Raw genomic sequence first — 22,618 nt, 5'->3', positions numbered from 1 at the left:
ATAAAGGGATGCGGTGGCATTTTTGTAACAAGATCCAGTTCTTCCGGTGCAGACGGCACAGAACATCACCAAAGCACAGGGATATGTCGGTATTCTTACTATAATCTATCAAAAACCGGGCCAAGCTGGCCATAATGTGGCAATTTTGTGTTGGGCTTGTTGTGCTGGCTTATACATAAGACTAGCATGCCCGCAATCAAAGCAATGGATTTGAGCGATGAAAGTGCAGCTTGGGACTGCCCCCATCCTTTGGACCGGATCATTGTGAAACGCTGTTTATGTCCAAATCGCCGAATCTGGAAAAATGAGAGAAGTACATGCTGAAACGACTTATCTCCGCCCTGGCCGTTCCAATGCTGCTTATGGGCGGCTCCACTGTAGCCAAAGCGCAAAGCACAGCACAATGTGGACCAACAACCTATACCGTTGCTGAAAAAATCAACCGGTTTGTCAGCCCGGTCACAGATGCCGTTTCAGATTTCATTTTCTATCCCATTCCCCTCAAAGGCGGCAGCGACATTGCCCGCGGAGCCATCCGCGTCAGCGATACCCGCCTCGTTGAAGGAGATGTTCTTTCCGTTTCCATCAACGGCACATCTATCATTTATGAAATGGATCGTGACGGTGTTGTTTGCCCCAGCCATACGCCGGTGCAAATGGGCGTGGATGGAACAGAAACCGCAGCCACTCTCGATGCCCATATGCAGCGGGATTTCGGCGCAACAGCCCTTCAGACCAGCCGCGAAGACAATGTGATAAAGGTCGCTGTCAGCAGCAAGACCGATGCGGACTTCACCCCCAAAGCTGCCGGCATTTTTATCAAGGCGCTTGATGACGGGGCCCTCGGCTTGCCCTTTATCGTTTTGTGGCTTTTGATCGGTGCGATTTATTTCACCTTGAAAATGCGCTTCATCAATTTTCGCGGCTTCGCCCAATCCTTGCGCATTGTCAGTGGCAAATATGACAATCCCAAAGATCCCGGCGAAGTCACCCATTTTCAGGCCCTGACTGCGGCTCTGTCGGGAACTGTCGGGCTTGGCAATATTGCCGGCGTGGCCATCGCCATTTCTATTGGCGGCCCCGGCGCCACCTTCTGGATGATCATGGCCGGGCTGTTTGGCATGGCCTCGAAATTCACCGAATGTACGCTAGGCCTGAAATACCGCAAGATCGACGAAAATGGCGTCGTTTCCGGTGGTCCGATGTATTATTTGTCAGAAGGGCTGAAACAGCGCGGACTGGGCGGGTTGGGCCGTGTTCTGGCGATTGTTTTTGCGATCTTGTGTATTGGTGGCGCCTTTGGTGCGGGCAATATGTTCCAAGTAAACCAGTCCACCCAGCAATTTATGGACGTGATGGTTCCTGCCCTGTTCGGGGAAAACAGCTTTCTCAGCGGCAAGCCGTGGATTATCGGCGGTTTATATGCGGTCGCCGTTGGCATGGTGATTATCGGAGGCATCCGGTCCATTACCCGCGTTACCGAACGGTTGGTCCCGATGATGGGGATTTTATATGTTTCGGCAGCCCTTGTTATTCTGGGCATGAATGCCGGGCATATTCCGGCTGCCTTTAGCGCGATCATGCATGGGGCATTTGCGCCCATGGGGATCGCTGGTGGCTTTATCGGCGTTCTGGTTCAAGGACTGCGCCGCGCTGCCTTTTCAAATGAAGCGGGTGTCGGTTCTGCGGCGATTGCCCATTCCGCGGCCAAAACCAAAGAACCTGTTTCCGAAGGTCTGGTGGCCTTGTTGGAGCCATTCGTCGATACCGTTGTGGTGTGCACCATGACCGCTTTGGTGATCATCATCACCGATATGCATCTGGAAGCGGAAATTTCCGATGGCATCGCCCTCACCTCGGCGGCCTTTGCCTCGGCCTTCAACTGGTTCCCTTATGTGTTGTCCCTTGCGGTATTGCTGTTCGCCTTTTCCACGTCCATTACGTGGTACTATTATGGCGAACGCGCCTTCGTTTATTTGCTGGGCGGCGACAAGCAAATGCCATTGACGGTGTTCAAAGTTACCTTCCTTGGAGTGCTGATCATCGGGTCTTCCATGAAGCTGACCAGCGTGATGGATTTTGCCGACGCTATGATATTGGGCATGGCTCTGCCCAATATGATCGGGCTGTATCTGCTTTCTGGCGAGGTCAAGCGGATGCTGGATGATTATCTGGCGCGAATTCGTTCCGGGGCAATCCAGACCAATGCTGACCGTGAACAGACCCAGCCTGCGGAATAAAGCAAAAGCATATAAGGATTCAGTCGGCATTCAGCTTGACTGAAATATATTGTAAAACGGGCTGTCAGACCTTACGGCAGCCCGTTTGCACGAAACCATGGAACAGAATATGAAACCGGTAGGGTTGGCGTTTTTAGCCATATTGCTTTTGGGCCATATGACCGGACCTGCAGCCCTTGCAGAGCCAGAAGACGATGCTGCGGACACAAGCCTGTCCGCAAAAGGCGATGCGGACCGTGGGCGCAGGGTCTTTTTCAAATGCAAGGCATGCCATTCTCTGGAGAAGAACAAAGCATCCAGCACAATCAATCCAGAAATTGCCCCGAATCTTTCCAGTATATTCGGACGCAAGGCCGGCGGATTGCCTGACTTTCCATCCTATTCCGCCGCTTTGAAGGATGCGGATTTTATCTGGACAGAAAAACGTCTCGATCGATGGATGAAATCCCCTAACAGCATGCTTGTGGGAAACAAAATGGCTTTTTCCGGCATCAGAAAAGAACAAGACCGTTATGACCTTTTGGCCTATTTGCGGCAAAAATAATGCCATGCGGCAAGTGGCCCTTTGTTTCTCACCGGCTCGCGCTGCGATGAATTTCCGGTGATATGACTTTAAACAGCCTGATTTTTTTATATATATCGGGCAAAAGACTAGCCAGAACACGATAACAAATGAGGATACCGCCCACCATGTCACGACGTTATTCAACGCTTGCCACATATCGGAACCTGCTGCTTTCCGGTCTTGTCTTTCTTATGGGGTTGGTTTCCACATCCACATTTGCGCAAGATCAAGCGGCCCAGGACCCGAAAGCTGCGGAAGAATTCATCAATAAGCTTTCAAATGACGCCGTCGCCGTCTGGAGCGATGCCTCGCGTACGGAAGCGGAGCGCGAAGAAGCATTCCGCGACCTTTTATATGAAGGCTTCGATGTGGATTTCATTGCCAAGCTGGTTCTGGGTCGGCATATGCGTACGGCTTCCAAAGAACAGTTGCGCGAATATCAAGAGCTGTTTCCGGCTTATATCGTGAACAATTTTGCCCGTCGCATCGGCAATTATGGCGATGAAAAACTGGAAGTTGAAGGCACAACCCCTGCCGGATCGCGCGATCTGTTCGTGCGTTCGAAAATCGTTCGCCCCGGCGGTGAGCCGATTTCTGCCGATTGGCGCATGCGCTCTGTAAACGGCAAGCTACAAATCGTCGATATCAAGGTTGAAGGCATTTCTCTGGCCGTAACCCAGCGTGATGAATTTTCTTCGATTATCGAACGCAAAGGCTTTGATGGCTTGCTCGATACCTTGCGCAAAGGGGCGCTCATTTCAACAGAAGGCTAATAATGGATCAGGCCAGTGCATTTTGATCATGATGCCCTGCCCCCTTTGACCATCGATATAGGGATGGAGAGCTTCACGCTTCTCCGTCCCTTTCGCATTTCAAGGGGCAGCAAGACAAAAGCGGATGTGATTGTCGCGACGGTTCAGGCCGAAGGCCATCAAGGTCTTGGCGAGGCGGTGCCTTATCCCCGCTATGGTGAAACCATCGCACAGTCCGTAGAGGACGTTCGTAAGGTGGCTCGCACGTTCGTACAGCCAATGCGGCACTCCGATCTTGAACAGCTGATGCCCGCCGGGGCGGCCCGTAATGCGCTGGATTGTGCCTTATGGGATTGGAAAGCGAAAAAAACCGGCCAGACAGTATCGGATTTAGCAGGTTTGCCGCCATTAGCTGATGTGATCACCGCCTTTACCATCAGCCTTGATCGTTCGGACATCATGGCGCAACAGGCAGCCAAGGCCGCTCATATGCCTTTGCTCAAGATCAAATTGGGGGATGCGCCCCATGATGCCGAACGCTTGCGGGCAATCCATAAAGCGGCCCCGAATGCCCGCCTGATCGTTGATGCCAATGAAGGATGGACCTTTGATGCCCTGCAGGAATTAGCACCCGTCGCCGCAGCCTGCGGGGTGGAACTGATCGAGCAGCCATTGCCGGCTGGTGAAGATGGAATTCTGGAAGGCTATCATGCGCCGGTTCCCCTTTGTGCCGACGAATCTTTCCACGGAACGATATCCATCGCCACATTGGCCAAGCGCTATAGCGCCGTAAATATCAAGTTGGACAAAATCGGTGGGCTAAGCGCCGCGATTCGCCAATGCCGCACTGTGCAATCGGCCGGGATGGATATATTTATCGGCTGTATGGTCGGATCATCGCTGGCCATGATGCCAGCGCTTCACTTATCGCCTCTGGCCCGCTGGGTTGATCTGGATGGCCCGCTTTTATTGGCCAAAGACCGGGCCAATGGCCTCACGATCGAGGACGGTGTGATCAAAGTCTCTCGATCTGGCTTGTGGGGCTTTCCATAACGCCTTCAATCACAGGCCAAGCCATGCTATCCGAGCGGCACAATTGATTCGCTCCGTCCTTTTCACGCACAGGAAAATAAAGATGACCAACAGCTCCGATACGGGCTCTGAAAAACCGCTCTTGCACCTGGTCTTTGGTGGCCGCGTTACGGACCCTCAGGGATTAGACTTTGAAAATCTGGACAAAGTGGAAGTGGTTGGCATTTTCCCCAGTTATCGGGAAGCAGAAAAAGCATGGCGCGGTGTGAGCCAAGCCAATGTGGATGATGCCATGAAAAAATATGTGATCGTGCATTTGCACCGCTTGCTGGAACCGACCCTGAAATAAGATTCCATGCCCTTTTATGGGCATAAGCATTATGGGCATAAGCAGCCAAGTGGACGGCATCTGCGCACAGAAAAGGAACCGCCCTTTTCAGGCAGATACGCCGTCCGGTCTTTTAGCTTTGTGGATTATCCGGCCGATTTGAAATGGTGTTCTACGGCGGTTGCCAGTGTTTCACCATCGCGCACATAAACACCCAGCCAGCCTTTAAGCTGCTTCATTGCATCTTGCGCGGAATGAGGGCGGTCGGCGGCGAGTTTTAGAGCGGCTAATCGCGCAATGCCGCATTCATCTGTAAAGTTTGTCATTATCGTGCTGCCTTGTTTTATCGTTGTCTTTTGCGGGTATTTCCTTCCCCGTCTGTTTCATGCTGATGATGAACTGTGAAAATCTAACGACAGACGGCTCCAAAATTATTTTTGGAACCGCCTGCCACCGAAAAAACCGTCGGTTATTATTCCATCACAGATGATACATAGGTATCCAGCAGCCGAACACCATAGCCAGTGGCCCCTTTTTCATAAAGATCTGCATCTTTTTCCGACCAAACCATGCCCGCCACATCAATATGGGCCCAAGGCACATTATTGGTGAAGCGCTTCAAGAACTGCGCCGCTGTGATAGAGCCAGCAGCCCGGCCGCCCACATTCTTCATATCGGCCACATCGCAATTGATCAGCTTGTCATAGGCATCGTTGATCGGCAGGCGCCACACTTTGTCACCGGTTTTTGCCCCGGCTTTGGATAGGCCCTCAGCGATATCATCGCTATCGGTGAAGCAACCGGCATATTCATGACCCAGAGAAATGATGATGGCACCGGTCAGAGTGGCCAGATCAATGATCTGTTGTGGATTGAAGGTGGCTTGCGTGTACCAGAGCGCATCGGCCAAAACCAAGCGGCCTTCCGCATCGGTGTTGATCACTTCGATGGTTTGACCGGACATGGATGTCACCACATCACCGGGCCGTTGCGCCTTTCCTGACGGCATATTTTCAACCAAGCCGATCACGCCCACAATATTGGCTTTGGCTTTTCGTGCGGCCAGCGCCTTCATAAGGCCCGTAACGATACCGGCCCCGCCCATATCCCACTTCATCTGCTCCATGCCCTCGCCCGGCTTCAAAGAAATGCCGCCGGTATCGAAGGTGACGCCCTTGCCCACAAAGGCCAAAGGCTTTTGAGACGCCTCGCCGCCATTCCAGCGCATCACCACCAAACGGGAATCGCGCGCGCTGCCTTGACCCACGCCAAGCAAGGCATTCATACCCAGCTTTTGCATGTCCTCTTCGGTGAGAATATCCACCTCGACGCCCAATTCCTCCAAGGACTTGGCGATGGCGGCGAAGCTTTCGGGATAAATGATATTGGCCGGTTCAGACACCAGATCACGGGTCAGGAACACGCCGGAAATAACAGCTTCATGGCGTTTGAATTGCTCGGCAGCCGCCTTATGGGCATCACAGGCAATGGTGGCGCCATGAAGCGTTGGCTTCTTTTTCTCTGATTCTTTGGTGCGGTATTTATCAAAACGATAAGAACGCAGCATAATACCCGCGGCCAGATGCGCTGCGGCGTCTTCTTGCGCCAGATCTCCCATGGCATCCAGTGCAATGGTGACATGGGCTTCGCCACTGGCCTGCAATTGTTTCACGATCTTGCCGCCCAAGCCTTCATAATCCGTGGCGGTCAGCTTGGCAGCCTCTCCCACGCCCATCAAAATGACCCGGCTCACCTCCAGCCCTGCCGGGGCCAGAACCTCGACCAAATCGCCTGTTTCGCCTTCAAACCGTCCGGTCTTTGCGGCCTTGGACAAGGCACCGCTCATCGCAGCATCTATCTGCGCCGTTTGGCCTTTGAACGCGCTGGATTTTTCCGAAAAAACCACAAGGGCATCGGATGTCGGGACTTTGGGTGCGGAAAAGCTGATTTTCATGCATTATACTCCTGAGACGTCACCAAGACCGGCTGGCAGAAATGTCCGCCGGTGATATTGATGTATACATAGGCTCCATTGGAGCCGGTGAAAAGCCGCAGTGGATATCATCTCGTTCATTGCGGCAAAAAGAAACAGGCTGTATCAAGACGGACTTGGCTATTCTGTTCGCCTGAAGATCGAAAGTTGCCCCGCCCCGTGCCTTTTATGCGTACCACCCTTTATGCCGCGCTTTTGTGCTCTGCCGCCCCGCAGGCCCTTTCTCAAACCGTGCCCGACACGCAAGGCTTGGTTGAAACACCGCTTGCCGACCGGCCAGAGCAAAAGCAAACCGCCGCCGCCCCCATTTTAAATGAGCGCGACGTGGTATTTTCAGCCGATCAAAGCTCCATCGATCCCGAAACCAGTGAAATCATCGCACGCGGTAATGTGGTGGTGATCCATGATGGTTATCGGCTGGAAGCGGGTCTGCTGCGTTATAATGATAAAACGGGCATTGCCCAGGCCGAAGGGGGTGTGCGGATCACCAATCCCGACGGCATGATCCTGAAGGCCAGTTCGGTGCGCTTGAGCGGGGCTTTACGGGCGGGAGTGATTGAAAATGCCCGCCTTATTCTGACCGATGGATCGCGCGTTGCGGCCAATCGCGGCGAACGCTTTGAAGATGGCAATAGCGAATTGCGCGATGCGGTGTTTTCCCCCTGCCCGGTATGCGACACCGATCCAGACAAACAGCCATTGTGGCAGATCAAGGCGCTCAAGGTTGTTCATAACAAAAAAGAACGCCGCCTTTATTATGAAAGCGCCTTTTTTGAAATTCTTGGGGTGCCCGTATTCTGGCTCCCCTATTTGTCGCATCCCGATCCTACGGTAGAGCGCGACAGCGGGTTGCTGGTGCCGGAGATTAAAAGCCGCCAGGAATTAGGCGTGGTGGTCGAACTTCCCTATCATATCGCTTTAAGCCCCAGCCGTGATCTTACCATTACACCGATTTTGACCACCAAAGAGTCGCCGGTGCTCGGAGTGAAATACCGCCAACATTTCGGAAGTGGGTATTTCGATATGGATGGCTCTATCAGCCATGGGGACCAACCATCAGAAGCCGTAACAGGCATAGATGATAATGGTTTCCGTGGGCATTTCTTTTCAAAAGGCCGCTTCGTTCACACTGATCACTGGCAATCCACCTATAATGCCCAGATCGTTAGCGATGATACATTTCTGCGGCTTTATGATTTCTCCGATGCCGATACGCTGACCAGCAACTATCAGTTGGAAGGTTTTTACGGTCGCAGCTATATAAGCGGAGAACTGATTGGCTTTCGTGGCCTGCGGCTAGAAGATGAAGGCGGCCTAACGGCACAGGCCTTGCCATGGATCGATATGCACTATGTGTCCCCCCCCGGCTTTTTGGGCGGAACGGTTGAAGCGCAATTCAATTCGATCCAATTGGTCCGCTTCGATGGGGCCGATACAGCACGGGCCTCCACATCCGTGCAATGGCAAGCCCCCGTCATCACGCCCTTGGGGCAGAAAATCACATTTGATGCCTTTGCCCGAACCGATCTTTATGACACCTCTCAGGCTTCACGGACCGATGTTGCACTGTTCGCCGGAGAATCGGGGACCAAAACCCGCGCTTTGGGGCGCGTCTCTGCCACCATGTCCTGGCCCTTTGCCAGCCACCAAGGGGGCATCAGCCAAACCATCGAGCCGATCATTCAACTGGCCGCCATTCCTGAAAGTGGCCGGTCCACAGCGATTCCCAATGAAGACAGCCGCACCATCGAATTGACGGCGCATAATCTGTTTTCGCTGAACCGCGCACCGGGATTCGATATCTGGGAAGGGGGCAGCCGCGCCAGCTATGGCTTGAAATACAGCCTTGATATGTCGGATATCACTCTGGCGGCCGTGGCAGGCCAGTCCTATCGCAGCACCGATCTGACCGAAGTCATGCCCGAAGGCACAGGACTGGGAACCAAGCGCTCGGACTATGTCGGTGCGGTCGATCTCAGTATTCAGAACTGGTTAAATCTCAGCTATCAATTCCAGTTGGACAAATCTTCGTTCGATCCGCGCAGACATGAAATCGTCTCAACCATCGGAACGGATGTTTTTCGCGTCAATTTGGGGTATCTTCGGATTGATCGCGATCTGGAAATCACAGAACGGTCCAATCGTGAAGAAATCCGTTTCGACGCCACTTTTCAAGCAACGGAGAATTGGCGTATCTTTGGCGGACTCATTCACGGATTGGGAAAAGACTCCCAGCCCATTGAATATGAAACCGGAGTGCTTTACGAAAACGAATGTATGGAACTCGGCATCAATGTGCGCAAACGATTCACGGAAGACCGTGATATCCAGCGCGGCACATCTGTTGGGCTCCGGATAAGATTGCGTAGCTTGGGATAATGCAGGCCGACAGGTTTGCCCCATTGCTGCCTTATTGCTGACCCAGTCATTGCTCCCAGAGCAAGAAGCGAGAGACATGTTCAAGAGTAGATGCTTGCGTGCGATGACCATTCATAATTTTGATTTCGCTGGTTCTTTGAAGGCATTTGCCATGCGGTCTGCCACTATGGGGCGGACTCGCTTTCGGCTGCCCAAATATTTCCTGGGATGTTTGTCCGCACTATGCCTCGGATTTGTTTCTCCCAGCCTTCAAGCACAGCAAATCAGTACGCAAGAATCCAATCTTGTGGTTCCGCAAAGGATCGTCGTTCTGGTGAATGACGAACCGATCTCGGCCTATGATGTGGTGCAAAGATTGCGCCTGACCATCGCCTCTATCGGTGGCATCGAAGATGAAGAGCAGCTGGCCCGCCTGCAAGAACAGGTGGTGCGCAATATGGTGGATGATAAGCTCAAGCTTCAAGAAGCTGCCGGATTTGAGCTGATTATTTCCGATGAGGAAGCGGAATCCGCCTTTGCCCGGCAAGCCGCCAGCTTCAACCAGACGACACAGCAATTTGAAGATTATCTGGCAAGGCTCGGCATTACCAAACAAGCCTATCTGGATCAGATGAAGCCGGAAATTGCTTGGGGCGAATTGGTCAATGGCCGGCTGGGACGCTTTGCCAATGTGGCGCAGGAAGAAGTGGAGCAAGAACTTGCCCGCATCGAATCCAGCGCGGGGCAACCGGAATATAATCTATCGGAAATTTATCTGATCGTTGATAATCCGTCCCGTGAAGCGGATGTTCGCCAATCGGCCGAGCGCATCGTGGAACAGATCCGCGAAGGCGCGAACTTCGCCGGTTTTGCCCAACAATTCTCGCAATCCTCTACGGCGGCTGCCGGGGGCGATATGGGCTGGGTCACACCGGACCAGCTTAGCCCGGTTCTTGCCGAAGCCGTGGCCAATCTCTCTGTCGAGGGGGTAAGCGAACCAATTCGCCTTGCGGGGGGATATTATATTCTGCTTTTGAAGGATCGCCGCCGCGTCTTGGAGGCCGATCCTTTGGATATGGAACTGGATGTGCGGCAGATTTTCATGCCGGTCACAGCGGAAACCACGGAAGATCAGCAACTGGCATTTTTCGACACATTGGATAGCATGCGTCCTGAAATGACATCCTGCGACGACATCCCCACTTATGCCAGCAAGCTGGGTGTTCCCGATGCAGGGCCGCTGGGAAAATTGCGTCTGCGTGATCTGCCGGGCAGCCTGCGCACCATTTTGGAAGAGCTGGAAATGCAAACCCCCAGCCAACCGGCCCGAATGGAAGATGGCTATCGGGTGTTTTTTGTTTGTGACCGCACGGTTCCGGAAGTGGCCATGCCGGAATTTGACCAGATCATCGATCAGCTGGAACGACAAAAACTGGCCATGATGGCGCGGCGGTATCTGCGCGATCTGCGCCGTGATGCCATCGTCGATTATCGGTAAGCCTTATGGAACAGCCTCCGGCTCCGCTCTGCATCACCATGGGCGAGCCTGCGGGTATCGCACCGGAAATCACGGCAAAGGCATGGCTTGCACGGCAGGACGCCGGCTTGCCACCGTTCTTTTTACTGGGATCGGTGCAAGCATTCAGGGCGCAGTCCATTGCCTGCCCGCTGCTTCCCATCAACGCGCCGCATGAAGCGACCGCGCAATTCCAGCATGGTCTGCCGGTTCTGGAACTGCCGGGATTTCCCGAACACATCACCCCCGGTAAGGCGCTTGCGACTACAGCTCCCTTTGTGATTGAGGCCATCACACAAGCGGTGGCCTTGGCACAGCAAGGATTGGTGCGCGGCATTGTTACCAACCCGATCCAGAAAAGCGCCCTTTATGCGGCAGGGTTTCAAGATCCCGGCCATACGGAGTTTCTGGCACGTTTGGCTGGAAAACCGCCCTCATATTCCGTGATGATGCTGGCAGTTCCGGGCTTGCGGGTGATCCCCTTGACCATTCATGTACCTTTAAAGGCGGTTCCCGCCCTTATTACCGAGCAAGCCATCCGCCATGTGTCCTTGATCGCCCATCAAGAATTGCGGGACCGTTTCGGCATCGACCGCCCGCGCTTGGCTGTTGCAGGCCTGAATCCCCATGCGGGGGAAGCTGGCGGCATTGGGCAGGAAGAGCAAAGCATCATCGCCCCCGCCCTTGCCACTTTGAAGGATGAAGGCATCGAGATAAGCGGGCCATATCCCGCCGATACATTGTTTCACGAAGAAGCCCGCACACACTATGATGCGGTGCTGTGCATGTATCATGATCAAGCCCTTATTCCATTGAAAACAATAGATTTTCATCGTGGTGTCAATATCACTCTCGGGCTGCCTTTTGTGCGCACATCGCCCGACCATGGCACCGCTTTAAACATTGCAGGCCAAAACAAGGCCCGCCCAGATAGCCTGATTGCCGCCATCCATATGGCCGCCGAGATGACCCGATGACCCATGATCCCCTTCCCCCTTTGCGCGATGTGATTGCCCGACACGGATTGCGGGCTTCCAAAGCCTTGGGGCAGAATTTTATTCTGGATCTCAATCTTACACGGCGCATTGCCAGAGCGGCGGCACCGTTCGATGAGTGTGTGGTCTATGAAGTTGGCCCTGGTCCGGGTGGCTTGACCCGCGCCCTGCTGATGGAAGGGGCGACCCGTTTGGTGGCGGTGGAGCGCGATAGCCGGACCCTGCCCGCTTTGGAAGAAATCAAAGCCGCATGGCCAAACCGCCTTGAAGTGATCGCCGATGATGCCATGGCTTTGGATGAAAAAGCCCTTTTCGCCGGGCGTCCGGTGAAAATTGTCTCCAACCTTCCCTATAATGTTGGAACCGCGCTCTTTGTCCGCTGGATGACCGCCGATTGGCAGCCATGGTGGCAAAGCCTGACCCTGATGTTCCAACGGGAAGTGGCCGAACGCATTGTGGCCCAGCCAGACAGCAAGACCTATGGGCGGTTATCGGTGCTTTCACAATGGCGCGCCGACCCGCGCATTTTGTTCAATGTCCCTGCCTCGGCCTTTACCCCGCCGCCCAAAGTGGCCAGCGCCATCATTCACGTAACGCCGCGCGCCCCCCGCATGGAAGGGATCGACCCAAAATCCATGGAGCGTGTGACAGAAGCAGCTTTCGGGCAACGCCGGAAAATGTTGCGCGCCAGCCTGAAAACCCTGACGCCCAAAACGGAAGAACTGCTGGAGCGGGCCGGCATCACCCCCACCCAAAGGGCTGAAACTGTGGATATTGTCGGATTTTGCAAATTGGCGCTGGCATGGCAGGCCATGAACGACAAAGCCTGAAGCCCTCTTGCCTTATTCCGCCAATAAATTTTCCGCCAATTCCTTGATGGAATGCTCTTTTTCCGCCTTTACCCGCTCGGCTTCGATGATCGCACGCAAGCGTTGGAAACACGCATCAAGATCATCATTAACCAACACATAATCATAATCCGACCAATGCGATATTTCCTCGCGGGCACGGGACATCCGGTATTTTACCGTCTCGGTGGTATCTTGTGCGCGGTGCAAAAGCCGTTCTTCCAGCGCCGCAAGTGTGGGCGGCAAAATGAAGATCGAAACCACCTGTTCAGGCGGCACATTGGCCTTGATTTGCCGCGCTCCTTGCCAATCAATATCGAACAGAACATCGGTGCCCTGCTGCAGACGGGTTTTTACCGGCTCCCCCGGCGTGCCATAAAAATTCCCGAACACTTCGGCGTGTTCCAGAAAGTCTCCGCCCTTCACCATGCGCTGGAATTTCTCTGTGGAAACAAAATTATAATCCTGCCCTTCCACTTCATTCTTACGCCGGGCCCGCGTTGTTGTGGATACAGATGTCCAGATCTTATCCCCTTCTTCACGGCGCAAATAGCTGCAAAGTGTGGACTTTCCAGCACCTGAAGGAGATGAGATAATGAGCAGAAGGCCTTGTCTTTTCACGGTTTATTCCACATTTTGACATTGTTCACGGAACTGATCGATCACGGCCTTCATATCCAGCCCCAACCGGGTCAAATCTGTTTTTGCGGATTTTGAACACAGGGTATTGGCTTCCCGGTTAAATTCCTGCGCCAGAAAATCCAGCTTCCGCCCCACAGGGCTGCCACCAGCCAAGAGGCTGCGGGCCTGGGCCACATGGGCGTGCAAACGGTCAATTTCTTCGCGCACATCCTGCTTCACCGCCAACAGGGCAATTTCTTGCTCCAAACGCTCAGGCGAAAGATGGGTTTTATCGCCCAATAACGCGTCGATCTGCTGGGACAAGCGGTCTTTGATGGCGGAAAGGCGGGTGCTGTCATGGTCTTGCGCCGCCTTGACCAGCGCTTCGATTTGATCGATCTGGGCATGCAATAAAGTCGCCAGCGCCGCGCCTTCGGCTTTGCGGGCCGTATTCAAGGCCGCGAGGGCTTTTTGCACCAACAGCCCAAGCCCCGCTTCCAATTCTGTGCGGTCTTGCTCTTCAAGACGAAGGCTTTGGCTTTCCATCACACCGGGCAGCGCCAACAGACCATCCAGCCGAGGGGCCGAAACACCAATATCCCCAACAAATTGGCGGCCCAAGGCAACAAGCTGGTTCAGCTTTTCTTCATTGATGGCCAATTGGGAATTGACGGCAATGGGCGTGATCATAAGGGACAACCCGACCGATCCCCGATCGATCACCGCCGAAATTTGCTTTTTCAAGACAAGATCGAAGCCATCCAAAAAAGACGGCAGCCGCACGCGGATATCAAGGCCGCGCCCATTGACGCTTTTCAGCTCTACAGCGCAGCGAAACTTGCCGATTTCTTCTTCGAGACGGGAAAACCCGGTCATACTCAGAACTGTCATTGCCGCCCGTCTCCCCCTCCCGTTCGATGCCTGTTTTTGCTTATTTTTTCATGCTCTGGCAAAGAAAGGTCAAAGCTTTCAAGATGGCGCGGACTATAAAGACAAGAGTCGGCGCGATCAACGCCGCGCATGGAAACAATGAATCGAAAGCCAGCCCATGACCGATAAAATGCCAAACTCCCTCCTGATTACTGGCGCTTCCAGCGGTATAGGAGAGGCATTGGCCCTTCATTATGCGGCAAAGGGTGTCTTCTTGGCGCTTTCCGGCCGCAATGCGGAAAGGCTGCATAGCGTAGCCGAAGCCTGCCGAAGCCAAGGGGCCGAGGTTGAAGAACGGGGCATTGATGTGGCCGATGAAGCCGCCATGATGCAATGGGTTGAAGACCTGGACGACCGCAAAGCGCTGGATCTGGTCATTGCCAATGCAGGGATTGGCTTGAGCACCAGCAAAGAGCGTTCTTTGCACGAAACCACAAAACAGACCTTCGATGTCAATGTAACCGGCGTGTTCAACACCATTCACCCGGCATTAGAGCGGATGAAAGAGCGCAAACAGGGCCAGATTGCCATCATGGCTTCTATCGCCGGATTTCGCGGCATGCCGGGGGCTGCCTCTTATTCCGCCAGCAAGGTGGCCGTTAAAAGCTATGGCGATGCTTTGCGCGGAGCCTATTGGGGGCGGGTAAAGATCAATGTGATCTGCCCCGGCTTTGTGGAAAGCCGCATGACGGAAAAAAATCGCTTTCCCATGCCGTTCCTGATGACATCCGAAAAAGCCGCAAAGATCATCGCCAAAGGCTTGGCCCGTAATAAGGGAGTGATCGCCTTCCCCTTCCCCACGGCCTTTGCCATGCGCTTTCTGACGCTGCTGCCACAAGCCCTTAGCGACGCTATTTTAAGACAGTCTCCGAAGAAGTAGCACGCTCTTTCAGCAGGCGCCGCCAACGCGCCACATTGGCATTATGTTCAAAAAGCCGGGTCGCAAAGGCATGCCCGCCCTTCCCGTCGGCCACAAAATAAAGATAGTCGCTATCCGCCGGATGAAGGGCGGCGGCAATCGAGGCCGCACCGGGATTGGCGATGGGATGAGGCGGCAGCCCCTTTATGCGATAGGTATTGAAGGGCGTTTCGCGGTCCAGTTCACTGCGCAAGATCGGGCGGCCAAGAGGCTCTCCGCCTGTCACCCCATAAATCACCGTAGGGTCCGATTGCAGCCGCATATTGCGTCGCAAGCGATTGACAAACACACTGGCCACCAGCGGTTTCTCCGCATGGTTGGCGGTTTCCTTTTCGATGATGGATGCCAAGGTGATGGCCTCCAATTCGGTGGAAAAAGGCAGATCCGGTTCTCTGTCGGGCCATAGCAAAGCCAGCAAATCCAATTGCGCACGCTCCATGCGTTTCAGGATCGTCTGTCTTTCATCGCCATAAGAGAAATAATAGGTTTCAGGAAGCAATGTTCCTTCCGCAGGGATGCGGTCTATCTCGCCCACCAAACCTTCGGTTTCGGATAACAAAGCGACAATTTGGGCACTACTGAGCCCTTCTGGAATGGTCACGCGGCGCAAGACCGCATCGCCAAAGCGCAATTCATCCAGAATTTCCAGAACGCTGGCATATGGCTTGATTTCGAATTCACCGGCCCGCACATCCCGGTCCGCTTTCAACAACCGCGCCGTCAGGCGAAAGCTCAGTCGGTCACGCAGCAAGCCACGCTGTTCCAGCATATGGGCAATGGCCCCGAGCCCCTTGCCGCGCTCCACCAAAATGCGCTGGGGGGCGGTTAACGGGCCGGGGCGGCTGATCTGATGATAAAAAAGCCCTCCCGCCAATCCCGTCAGGATCAGCAGCAGGGCAAAAATGCTTATCGTCACGCGGCCTCGGGTCATGTCCTGGCCCTATTTGACGCGAAAGCTGCTTATTCAGTGAACTCTTTGATAATCAAAGAGGCATTGGTTCCGCCAAAGCCAAAAGAGTTCGAGAGAATCGCGCGAATGGGGCGCTCTTTCGCTTTCAATGGCACCAGATCAATGCCTTCACAGCTTGGGCTTGGATTTTCCAGATTAAGGGTCGGCGGTGCAATATTTTGCTGCATGGCCAACATGGAGAAAATCGCTTCCACAGCACCGGCAGCGCCCAGCAAATGCCCGATCGACGATTTGGTGGACGACATGGAAAGCTGCGAAACCGCATCACCGAACAGGCGCTTCACCGCCCCCAATTCGATCTCGTCTCCCAGCGGAGTGGATGTGCCATGGGCATTGATATAATCAATATCCGAAGGAGCCATCCCGGCACGTTTCAAGGCAGCGCGCATGGCCCGGAAAGCCCCATCGCCATCGGGTGCAGGAGCGGTGACATGATAGGCATCGCCCGACATCCCGTAACCGACGATTTCCCCATAGATTTTCGCGCCGCGTTTTTTGGCATGTTCCAGTTCTTCCAGAACCACAATGCCCGCGCCTTCCCCCATGACAAAGCCATCACGGCCTTCATCCCACGGACGGGAGGCTTTTTCCGGCGTATCATTATAACGGGTAGACAGCGCTTTTGCCTGCGCAAAGCCCGCAACGCCCACAGGGCAAATGGCTGCTTCGGCACCACCGGCCACCATCACATCCGCATCATCAAGCATGATCAGCCGGGCCGCATCACCAATGGCATGGGCTCCGGTAGAACAAGCCGTTACCACCGCATGATTGGGGCCTTTCAGGCCATAACGGATCGACACCTGCCCCGACACCAGATTGATCAGCCGCCCCGGAATGAAATGCGGAGAAACCCGGCGCGGACCGCGCTCATGCATCAAAACGGAGGATTCCTCGATACCGGGCAAACCGCCAATGCCAGAACCGATCATCACGCCGGAGCGTTCGGCTTCTTCCCCTTGCGGGTTTGTCCAGCCGGCATCTTCGATGGCTTGCTGTGCGGCAGCGATGCCATAAACGATGAAATCGTCCACCCGGCGGCGGTCCTTGGGTTCCATATAACGGTCGGCATTGAAGGTGCCATTGCTGCCATCGCCAACAGGCACTTCGCAGACCACCCGAGCCACACTGTTTGACGCATCGAAGCGTGTGATTTCACCCGCACCGGATTGGCCCGACAGGATGCGCGACCAACTGGTCTCGACCCCATCCCCAAGCGGTGTCACCATTCCCAGGCCCGTTACAACGACACGTCTCATCTCAGCACCTATTCGTCTTTGGCATTGAAAGGCAAACGGCGACGAGAGCCAGGAAAGCCCCCGCCGCCGTATCAGCTTAGCTCAACAAGACCACAGGTCTTAGCTGTTCGCATCAATAAAATCGATTGCGTCTTTCACAGTCTGGATCTTCTCGGCGGCATCGTCGGGAATTTCCACACCAAATTCTTCTTCAAAAGCCATCACCAGCTCAACGGTATCAAGGCTGTCGGCGCCAAGATCGTCAATGAAGCTTGCATTTTCAGTCACTTTGGCTTCTTCAACGCCAAGATGCTCAACAACAATTTTCTTTACGCGTTCGGCTGTATCGCTCATTCCCAATATCCTTATGCTGTGGGCTCGATCCCTTAGGGCAGGGTTTGTTCCCGGGTGTAGTAAGTCCTCCATCCCATCGAACACAACGATTTTTTTCACCCGATCAATAACCGACCATTATAAGCAGTCAAAGGCTATTTGGTGAAAGCGGCTCGGCTCTATCATAGATTATCCATAAATCAAAGCCGACCTGTTCGTCATTTTTTACCTTTATGGCCAATTTCCATGGGACTTTTCGCTAAAAACACGATCTATCTCTATATCATTGCCATGCCGCCGTTCACATGCAAGGTCTGGCCGGTCACATATCCGGCTTCGGCGCTGGAAAGATAAACGGCTGCGGAGGCGATATCATCCCCTTCACCAAACCGGCCCGCAGGAATTCCGCCAAGCAAACGCGTGCGCTGATCTTCCCCCAAGGCATCGGTCATCGGCGATGTGATAAAGCCCGGCGCAATGCAATTCACCGTGATCCCACGCGAAGCCACTTCCTGTGCCAAAGATTTGGAAAAGCCGATCATGCCCGCTTTCGAGGCGGCATAATTGGCCTGCCCTGCATTCCCCGTCACGCCAACCACACTGGTGATGGAAATGATTCGGCCATAGCGGGCTTTCATCATCGGGCGCATCATGGCGCGTGACAGGCGAAAAGCCGATTCCAGATTGACCCGCATCACATCGGCCCAATCCGCATCTTTCATGCGCATCAAAAGCTGATCACGGGTGATGCCTGCATTGTTGATAAGGATATCCACACCGCCCATGGCCTCCAGAGCGGATTTGGCCAAGGCCTCGACACTTTCCGGATCCGATAGATTGGCCGGGATCACATATGTTCTATCCGCCAGTTTTTCCGCAACGGCGCTCAATGCCTCTTGGCGGGTGCCGGAAAGCGCCACCACGGCCCCTTGTGCGTGAAGCGCGGTTGCTATGGCCCCGCCAATGCCACCGGATGCGCCGGTGACCAGAGCGCGTTTTCCCGTCAGATCAAACATATATCAAAGTCTCCCACCTGTTCCATTCTTGACCATCGAAGGCTCGTTCCAAATACAAAGACACAGTTTCACATGCTAAAGCGTGGCAATGAAGGCATCCAGATCCGACGGGTCCTGAATGTTCGCCGTAGCAATGGACCGATCGATTCTTTTGACAAGTCCGGACAAGACCTTCCCTGCTCCCAGTTCCACCATTTGATCAATCCCCAAACCGGAAAAGGCCAGCACCGTTTCACGCCAGCGCACCCGCCCTGTAACCTGTTCCACCAACAAGCGGCGCAGGGCTTCGGGGTCGGTTTCCGGTGCGGCGGTGATATTGGTGATGACCGGCACCACGGGGCTTGCGATGCTGGCAGTTTTCAACGCTTCGCGCATTTCATCGGCAGCAGGAGCCATCAAGGAGCAGTGGAAAGGGGCCGAAACGGGCAAAAGCAAGCCGCGTTTTGCCCCACGCTCTTTGGCCAAAGCAATGGCCGCCTCCACAGCAGCCGTATGACCAGAGATAACAACCTGCCCCGGCGCATTGTCATTGGCGCAGGCGCAAACCTGATCATCGGTGGCGGCTTCTTTCACCACCTCTTCCACGGAATCGATTTCCAGCCCTAAAATGGCGGCCATGGCCCCTTCATTCAGGGGAACCGCACGTTGCATGGCTTGACCGCGATGTTTCAACAGGCGCGCCGCATCGGTAAGCGATAAAGCACCGGCGGCACAAAGCGCTGAATATTCCCCAAGCGAATGGCCCGCCACATGGCTTGCGCAATCGCTGATGGCAACCCCGCCATCGGCCAGAACCCGCACCACGGCCATGCTGGCCGCCATCAAGGCGGGCTGGGCATTTTCTGTCAGCCGCAATTCGGCCTCGTCGCCTTCAAACATCAAGCGGCTTAAATTTTGACCCAAGGCATCGTTGACTTCTTCAAAAACCGCCCGTGCAACGGGATAAACTTCGGCAAGGGATTTTCCCATGCCCACATATTGGCTTCCCTGCCCGGGGAAAAGAACGGCGCGTGTCATATGAAAAAAGCTCCCGATCCGGGTTTGTTCCTGAAGTATCGTGCACTCTATCATTCCGCATGGGCCAAAAGCTGCCCTTACGTTTTTGTGCCTTTATCACCTTGATGGGCATAGACCTTTCAATTAGCTCTGGCAATATGTTGGGAACAGACTGGTCTTTTGCGGCTTGAAACCGGCCTTAGCCCTTGCATCATGCGGCTTTGCGCGCTATAGCCCCCAATCTGCCGGGGATTTCCCGGCTTTTTATCTTGAAGAAAGCTGGAGGCGCAAAGGCATTTGCCTGCGCGTACGATCAGCAAGGAGCACCAGATGCCGTATTACGAGCATATCTTCATTGCTCGGCAAGACGTGAGCACCGCTCAGGTTGAAAGCCTGACCGGGGAGCTGACGAAAATTGTCGAAGACCTTGGCGGACGCGTCGCCAAGAACGAATATTGGGGCCTTCGCCCGCTTGCTTACAAAGTCCGGAAAAACCGCAAAGGCCATTATGTTCTTTTGAACATCGATGCCCCTTATCCTGCGGTTGCCGAAATGGAGCGTCAGGCAGGTCTTAACGAAGACATTTTGCGTTTCATGACCATCCGCGTGGATGAGCTGGAAGAAGGTCCGTCGATTTTCCTGCGCAGCAAGCCCGAACGTTCTGATCGTCGTGGCGGCCGCCCCGGTGGTCGTGATGGCGGTGGCCGCGATGGCGGTCGTGAACAACGTGACAGGAGGGATTGATCATGGCCAGCAAAGCCCCCGGCGCACGCCGCCCCTTCTTCCGCCGTCGCAAAACCTGCCCCTTCTCGGGCCCGGATGCGCAGAAGATCGACTATAAAGATACGAAACTTCTGTCACGCTATATCTCTGAGCGTGGGAAGATCGTCCCCAGCCGTATCACGGCCGTTTCCGCCAAGAAGCAGCGAGAGCTTGCCCGCGCTATCAAACGCGCCCGTAATATCGCTCTTCTGCCATTTGTTGTGAAATAAGGAGCCGATCGATGAAAGTCATCCTTCTCGAACGCGTTCCAAATCTCGGCCAAATGGGCGATGAAGTTAACGTGAAGCCGGGTTTTGCACGCAATTTCCTTTTGCCGCGCAGCAAAGCCCTCCGTGCAACGGTTGCCAATCGCAAAGCGTTTGAAGCCCGTCGCAAGGATATTGAAGCTCAGAATCTTGCCCGCCGTGAAGAAGCCGAAGCCGTTGCCGGTAAAATGACCGGTGCGCGTTTCGTTCTAGTGCGTCAGGCTGGGGAATCCGGTCAGCTTTATGGGTCGGTCACGGCCCGTGATGTTGCCGATGCCCTTGGTGAATTGGGCTTCCAGGTTGTCCGTTCGCAGGTTGAGCTGCAAAAACCGATCAAGGAACTGGGACTTCATACGGTTCTGGTTCGCTTGCATCCGGAAGTGTCTGTTGATGTGACCGCCAATGTTGCCCGCTCCGAAACGGAAGCCGAGCAGCAGTGGAAAATCGGTGGCGCCGTTCTTGGTGACGATGCCGATGATCTGGAAGACGAAGCGGATATGGACACCGAACAGCTTGTGCAGGATCTTCTTGAAGACGAAGATGCCGATGACGCTGATATGTCCTCTGAATCCGAGGATGAAGACAACGCCTAAGGCGGTCTCTTTTCTCTGTAAGTTCATGGAAAGGCGGTCCCACAAGGGCCGCCTTTTTCATATGTTTGACAAAAAGAATATGTTGTTTACCACTTTCTTTATGGCAAGAAGATTTGTGGGGACCAGTGATGCTTCTCAATGCACTTTTTTCACATATCGTCAAAAAGGGCTCTCTTCGCTTACAGATCGGCAAAGGATCATTCAGCCAGTATGGCGATGGCAGCGGCCCCGCCATCCATGTGCATGTGAAAAACCACAGAACAGCCCTGGCCATCGGCCTCAACCCTTATCTGAAATTAGGGGAAGCCTATATGAATGGGGCCTTGACCATCGAGAATGCCACGGTGTTCGATTTCCTGTCCTTGCTAACCCGCAATCTTGGTGCAGGAGACGATTCCGATCCTCTTTTACAAAAAATCCAGCGCGGATGGCGGCAGTCCATACGATTCGCGGCGCAATATAATCCCGCACGACGCGCAAAGCGTAATGTCGCCCATCATTATGATCTGTCCAATACGCTTTACCGACTGTTTCTGGATCGCGGACTAAATTATTCCTGCGCCTATTTTGAATCCCCCGATGATGACCTGGAGACGGCCCAAAATCAGAAATTGCGCCATATCGCAGCAAAGCTGGCCTTGAAACCGGGCATGCGCGTTCTGGATATCGGTTGCGGATGGGGCAGCATGGCCTTATGGCTGGCGCACCATTGCGATGTGCAGGTGACCGGCATCACCTTATCCACGCAGCAGGCACAACTTGCCAAGGATCGGGTCGAACAGGCGGGGCTATCGGACCGGGTTTCCATTCACCTGCAAGATTATCGCGCCATTGAACCGGCCTTTGACCGCATTGTTTCCATTGGCATGTTCGAACATGTCGGCTTGCCCTTTTATGGCGCCTTTTTTCAAAAGATACATAATCTGCTCACCCCCGATGGCGTGGCTTTGATCCATCATATCGCCCGGTCACAAGGGCCGGGAGCGACCAATCCGTGGATGACCAAATATATTTTTCCCGGTGGATATTCGCCTGCATTGTCTGAAGTGCTGCCCCATATTGAACGCTCGGGATTGATGCTGACAGATCTCGAGATTTTGCGACACCACTATGCCGAGACATTGCGCCATTGGCGGCAAAGATTTTCAAAAAACCGGCACAAAGTCGCGACTCTTCTGGATGAGCGGTTTTGCCGGATGTGGGAATTTTATCTGGCGGGCTCTGAACTCTCATTTCGCGATGGCGGGCATGTGGTGGCGCAATGGCAGCTCTGTCAAAACCCTCACAGCTTGCCATATACACGCCCCTATATGGAGACATTCGAGAAAGACATACCTTTATAAAAGC

At 54.1% G+C, this 22,618-nt stretch carries 23 protein-coding genes; 14 read left to right on the top strand and 9 right to left on the bottom strand.

Annotated elements, in window-relative coordinates; translation table 11 throughout:
- Positions 1–317 precede the first annotated feature (317 nt).
- From IEX96_RS09705 to IEX96_RS09685, 5 genes are all read left to right on the top strand, one after another.
- Positions 318–2,240, top strand: coding sequence for an alanine/glycine:cation symporter family protein (locus IEX96_RS09705; protein ID WP_229773647.1), 1,923 nt, complete (start codon positions 318–320; stop codon positions 2,238–2,240).
- Positions 2,241–2,349: 109 nt separating this feature from the next.
- On the top strand, positions 2,350–2,784 hold the full coding sequence (locus IEX96_RS09700) for a c-type cytochrome (protein ID WP_150005092.1): 435 nt from the start codon (positions 2,350–2,352) through the stop codon (positions 2,782–2,784).
- A 146-nt stretch (positions 2,785–2,930) separates the two neighbouring features.
- Complete coding sequence (locus tag IEX96_RS09695; RefSeq protein WP_188873846.1) at positions 2,931–3,578, top strand: MlaC/ttg2D family ABC transporter substrate-binding protein; 648 nt, start codon at positions 2,931–2,933, stop codon at positions 3,576–3,578.
- A 15-nt stretch (positions 3,579–3,593) separates the two neighbouring features.
- A complete protein-coding gene (gene dgcA / locus IEX96_RS09690) occupies positions 3,594–4,610 on the top strand; it encodes an N-acetyl-D-Glu racemase DgcA (protein WP_229773646.1) in 1,017 nt (338 codons plus the stop codon).
- Positions 4,611–4,692: 82 nt separating this feature from the next.
- Positions 4,693–4,938, top strand: coding sequence for a DUF4170 domain-containing protein (locus tag IEX96_RS09685; RefSeq protein ID WP_150005094.1), 246 nt, complete (start codon positions 4,693–4,695; stop codon positions 4,936–4,938).
- 125 nt (positions 4,939–5,063) lie between these two features.
- On the opposite strand, the gene IEX96_RS09680 is transcribed toward IEX96_RS09685, so the two are convergent.
- Positions 5,064–5,243, bottom strand: a complete 180-nt coding sequence (locus IEX96_RS09680) for a hypothetical protein (protein WP_150005095.1) — start codon at positions 5,241–5,243, stop codon at positions 5,064–5,066.
- A 146-nt stretch (positions 5,244–5,389) separates the two neighbouring features.
- Positions 5,390–6,871: a leucyl aminopeptidase gene (locus IEX96_RS09675; RefSeq protein WP_188873845.1), complete on the bottom strand. Its 1,482-nt coding sequence runs from the start codon at positions 6,869–6,871 to the stop codon at positions 5,390–5,392.
- Between the two features lie 207 nt (positions 6,872–7,078).
- Between IEX96_RS09675 and IEX96_RS09670 the strand changes: the two genes are divergently transcribed.
- From IEX96_RS09670 to rsmA, 4 genes are all read left to right on the top strand, one after another.
- A complete protein-coding gene (locus tag IEX96_RS09670) occupies positions 7,079–9,289 on the top strand; it encodes an LPS-assembly protein LptD (protein ID WP_188873844.1) in 2,211 nt (736 codons plus the stop codon).
- Positions 9,290–9,440: 151 nt separating this feature from the next.
- Positions 9,441–10,766: a peptidylprolyl isomerase gene (locus IEX96_RS09665; protein ID WP_188873843.1), complete on the top strand. Its 1,326-nt coding sequence runs from the start codon at positions 9,441–9,443 to the stop codon at positions 10,764–10,766.
- Positions 10,767–10,771: 5 nt separating this feature from the next.
- The gene (gene pdxA / locus IEX96_RS09660) at positions 10,772–11,761 is read left to right on the top strand and encodes a 4-hydroxythreonine-4-phosphate dehydrogenase PdxA (protein WP_150005099.1); all 990 of its coding nucleotides are present in this window, start codon (positions 10,772–10,774) and stop codon (positions 11,759–11,761) included.
- On the top strand, positions 11,758–12,609 hold the full coding sequence (gene rsmA / locus IEX96_RS09655; RefSeq protein ID WP_150005100.1) for a 16S rRNA (adenine(1518)-N(6)/adenine(1519)-N(6))-dimethyltransferase RsmA: 852 nt from the start codon (positions 11,758–11,760) through the stop codon (positions 12,607–12,609). The genes pdxA and rsmA overlap by 4 nt, the downstream gene beginning before the upstream one ends.
- Positions 12,610–12,621: 12 nt before the next feature.
- On the opposite strand, the gene gmk is transcribed toward rsmA, so the two are convergent.
- Together gmk and IEX96_RS09645 are read right to left on the bottom strand one after the other, a co-directional pair.
- Entirely contained in the window at positions 12,622–13,248 is a 627-nt protein-coding gene (gmk, locus tag IEX96_RS09650; protein WP_150005101.1) for a guanylate kinase, read from the bottom strand.
- A gap of 3 nt (positions 13,249–13,251) precedes the next feature.
- Positions 13,252–14,139, bottom strand: a complete 888-nt coding sequence (locus IEX96_RS09645) for a YicC/YloC family endoribonuclease (protein WP_150005102.1) — start codon at positions 14,137–14,139, stop codon at positions 13,252–13,254.
- A 157-nt stretch (positions 14,140–14,296) separates the two neighbouring features.
- Here IEX96_RS09645 and IEX96_RS09640 point away from each other — a divergent pair, with 157 nt between their 5' ends.
- Complete coding sequence (locus tag IEX96_RS09640) at positions 14,297–15,058, top strand: SDR family NAD(P)-dependent oxidoreductase (RefSeq protein WP_188873842.1); 762 nt, start codon at positions 14,297–14,299, stop codon at positions 15,056–15,058.
- Here IEX96_RS09640 and mltG read toward each other — a convergent pair.
- The 5 genes from mltG to fabD form a co-directional block, all read right to left on the bottom strand.
- The gene (gene mltG, locus IEX96_RS09635) at positions 15,030–16,028 is read right to left on the bottom strand and encodes an endolytic transglycosylase MltG (protein ID WP_150005103.1); all 999 of its coding nucleotides are present in this window, start codon (positions 16,026–16,028) and stop codon (positions 15,030–15,032) included. The genes IEX96_RS09640 and mltG overlap by 29 nt on opposite strands.
- A 29-nt stretch (positions 16,029–16,057) precedes the next feature.
- Entirely contained in the window at positions 16,058–17,326 is a 1,269-nt protein-coding gene (fabF, locus tag IEX96_RS09630) for a beta-ketoacyl-ACP synthase II (protein ID WP_149999459.1), read from the bottom strand.
- A 99-nt stretch (positions 17,327–17,425) separates the two neighbouring features.
- Positions 17,426–17,659: an acyl carrier protein gene (locus IEX96_RS09625; protein ID WP_042086239.1), complete on the bottom strand. Its 234-nt coding sequence runs from the start codon at positions 17,657–17,659 to the stop codon at positions 17,426–17,428.
- Positions 17,660–17,916: 257 nt separating this feature from the next.
- The gene (fabG, locus tag IEX96_RS09620; RefSeq protein ID WP_150005104.1) at positions 17,917–18,654 is read right to left on the bottom strand and encodes a 3-oxoacyl-[acyl-carrier-protein] reductase; all 738 of its coding nucleotides are present in this window, start codon (positions 18,652–18,654) and stop codon (positions 17,917–17,919) included.
- A gap of 75 nt (positions 18,655–18,729) precedes the next feature.
- The gene (gene fabD / locus IEX96_RS09615) at positions 18,730–19,671 is read right to left on the bottom strand and encodes an ACP S-malonyltransferase (RefSeq protein ID WP_150005105.1); all 942 of its coding nucleotides are present in this window, start codon (positions 19,669–19,671) and stop codon (positions 18,730–18,732) included.
- 309 nt (positions 19,672–19,980) lie between these two features.
- Here fabD and rpsF point away from each other — a divergent pair, with 309 nt between their 5' ends.
- The 4 genes from rpsF to IEX96_RS09595 all read left to right on the top strand — a co-directional run bounded on the left by rpsF (position 19,981) and on the right by IEX96_RS09595 (position 22,614).
- Positions 19,981–20,394 (top strand): 30S ribosomal protein S6, encoded by a 414-nt coding sequence (rpsF, locus tag IEX96_RS09610; RefSeq protein WP_149999589.1) that lies wholly within the window; start codon positions 19,981–19,983, stop codon positions 20,392–20,394.
- A gap of 2 nt (positions 20,395–20,396) precedes the next feature.
- Complete coding sequence (gene rpsR, locus IEX96_RS09605; protein ID WP_149999462.1) at positions 20,397–20,642, top strand: 30S ribosomal protein S18; 246 nt, start codon at positions 20,397–20,399, stop codon at positions 20,640–20,642.
- A gap of 11 nt (positions 20,643–20,653) precedes the next feature.
- Positions 20,654–21,271 carry a 50S ribosomal protein L9 gene (gene rplI / locus IEX96_RS09600; protein ID WP_150005106.1) on the top strand — a complete coding sequence of 206 codons (618 nt, stop codon included), beginning with the start codon at positions 20,654–20,656 and terminating at the stop codon, positions 21,269–21,271.
- A 128-nt stretch (positions 21,272–21,399) separates the two neighbouring features.
- Positions 21,400–22,614 carry an SAM-dependent methyltransferase gene (locus IEX96_RS09595; RefSeq protein ID WP_188873841.1) on the top strand — a complete coding sequence of 405 codons (1,215 nt, stop codon included), beginning with the start codon at positions 21,400–21,402 and terminating at the stop codon, positions 22,612–22,614.
- Positions 22,615–22,618 lie beyond the last annotated feature (4 nt).

Source organism: Iodidimonas muriae, assembly GCF_014647255.1.
Lineage (GTDB): Bacteria > Pseudomonadota > Alphaproteobacteria > Sphingomonadales > Rhodothalassiaceae > Iodidimonas > Iodidimonas muriae.
This window is presented reverse-complemented; position numbering and strand designations above follow the sequence as displayed.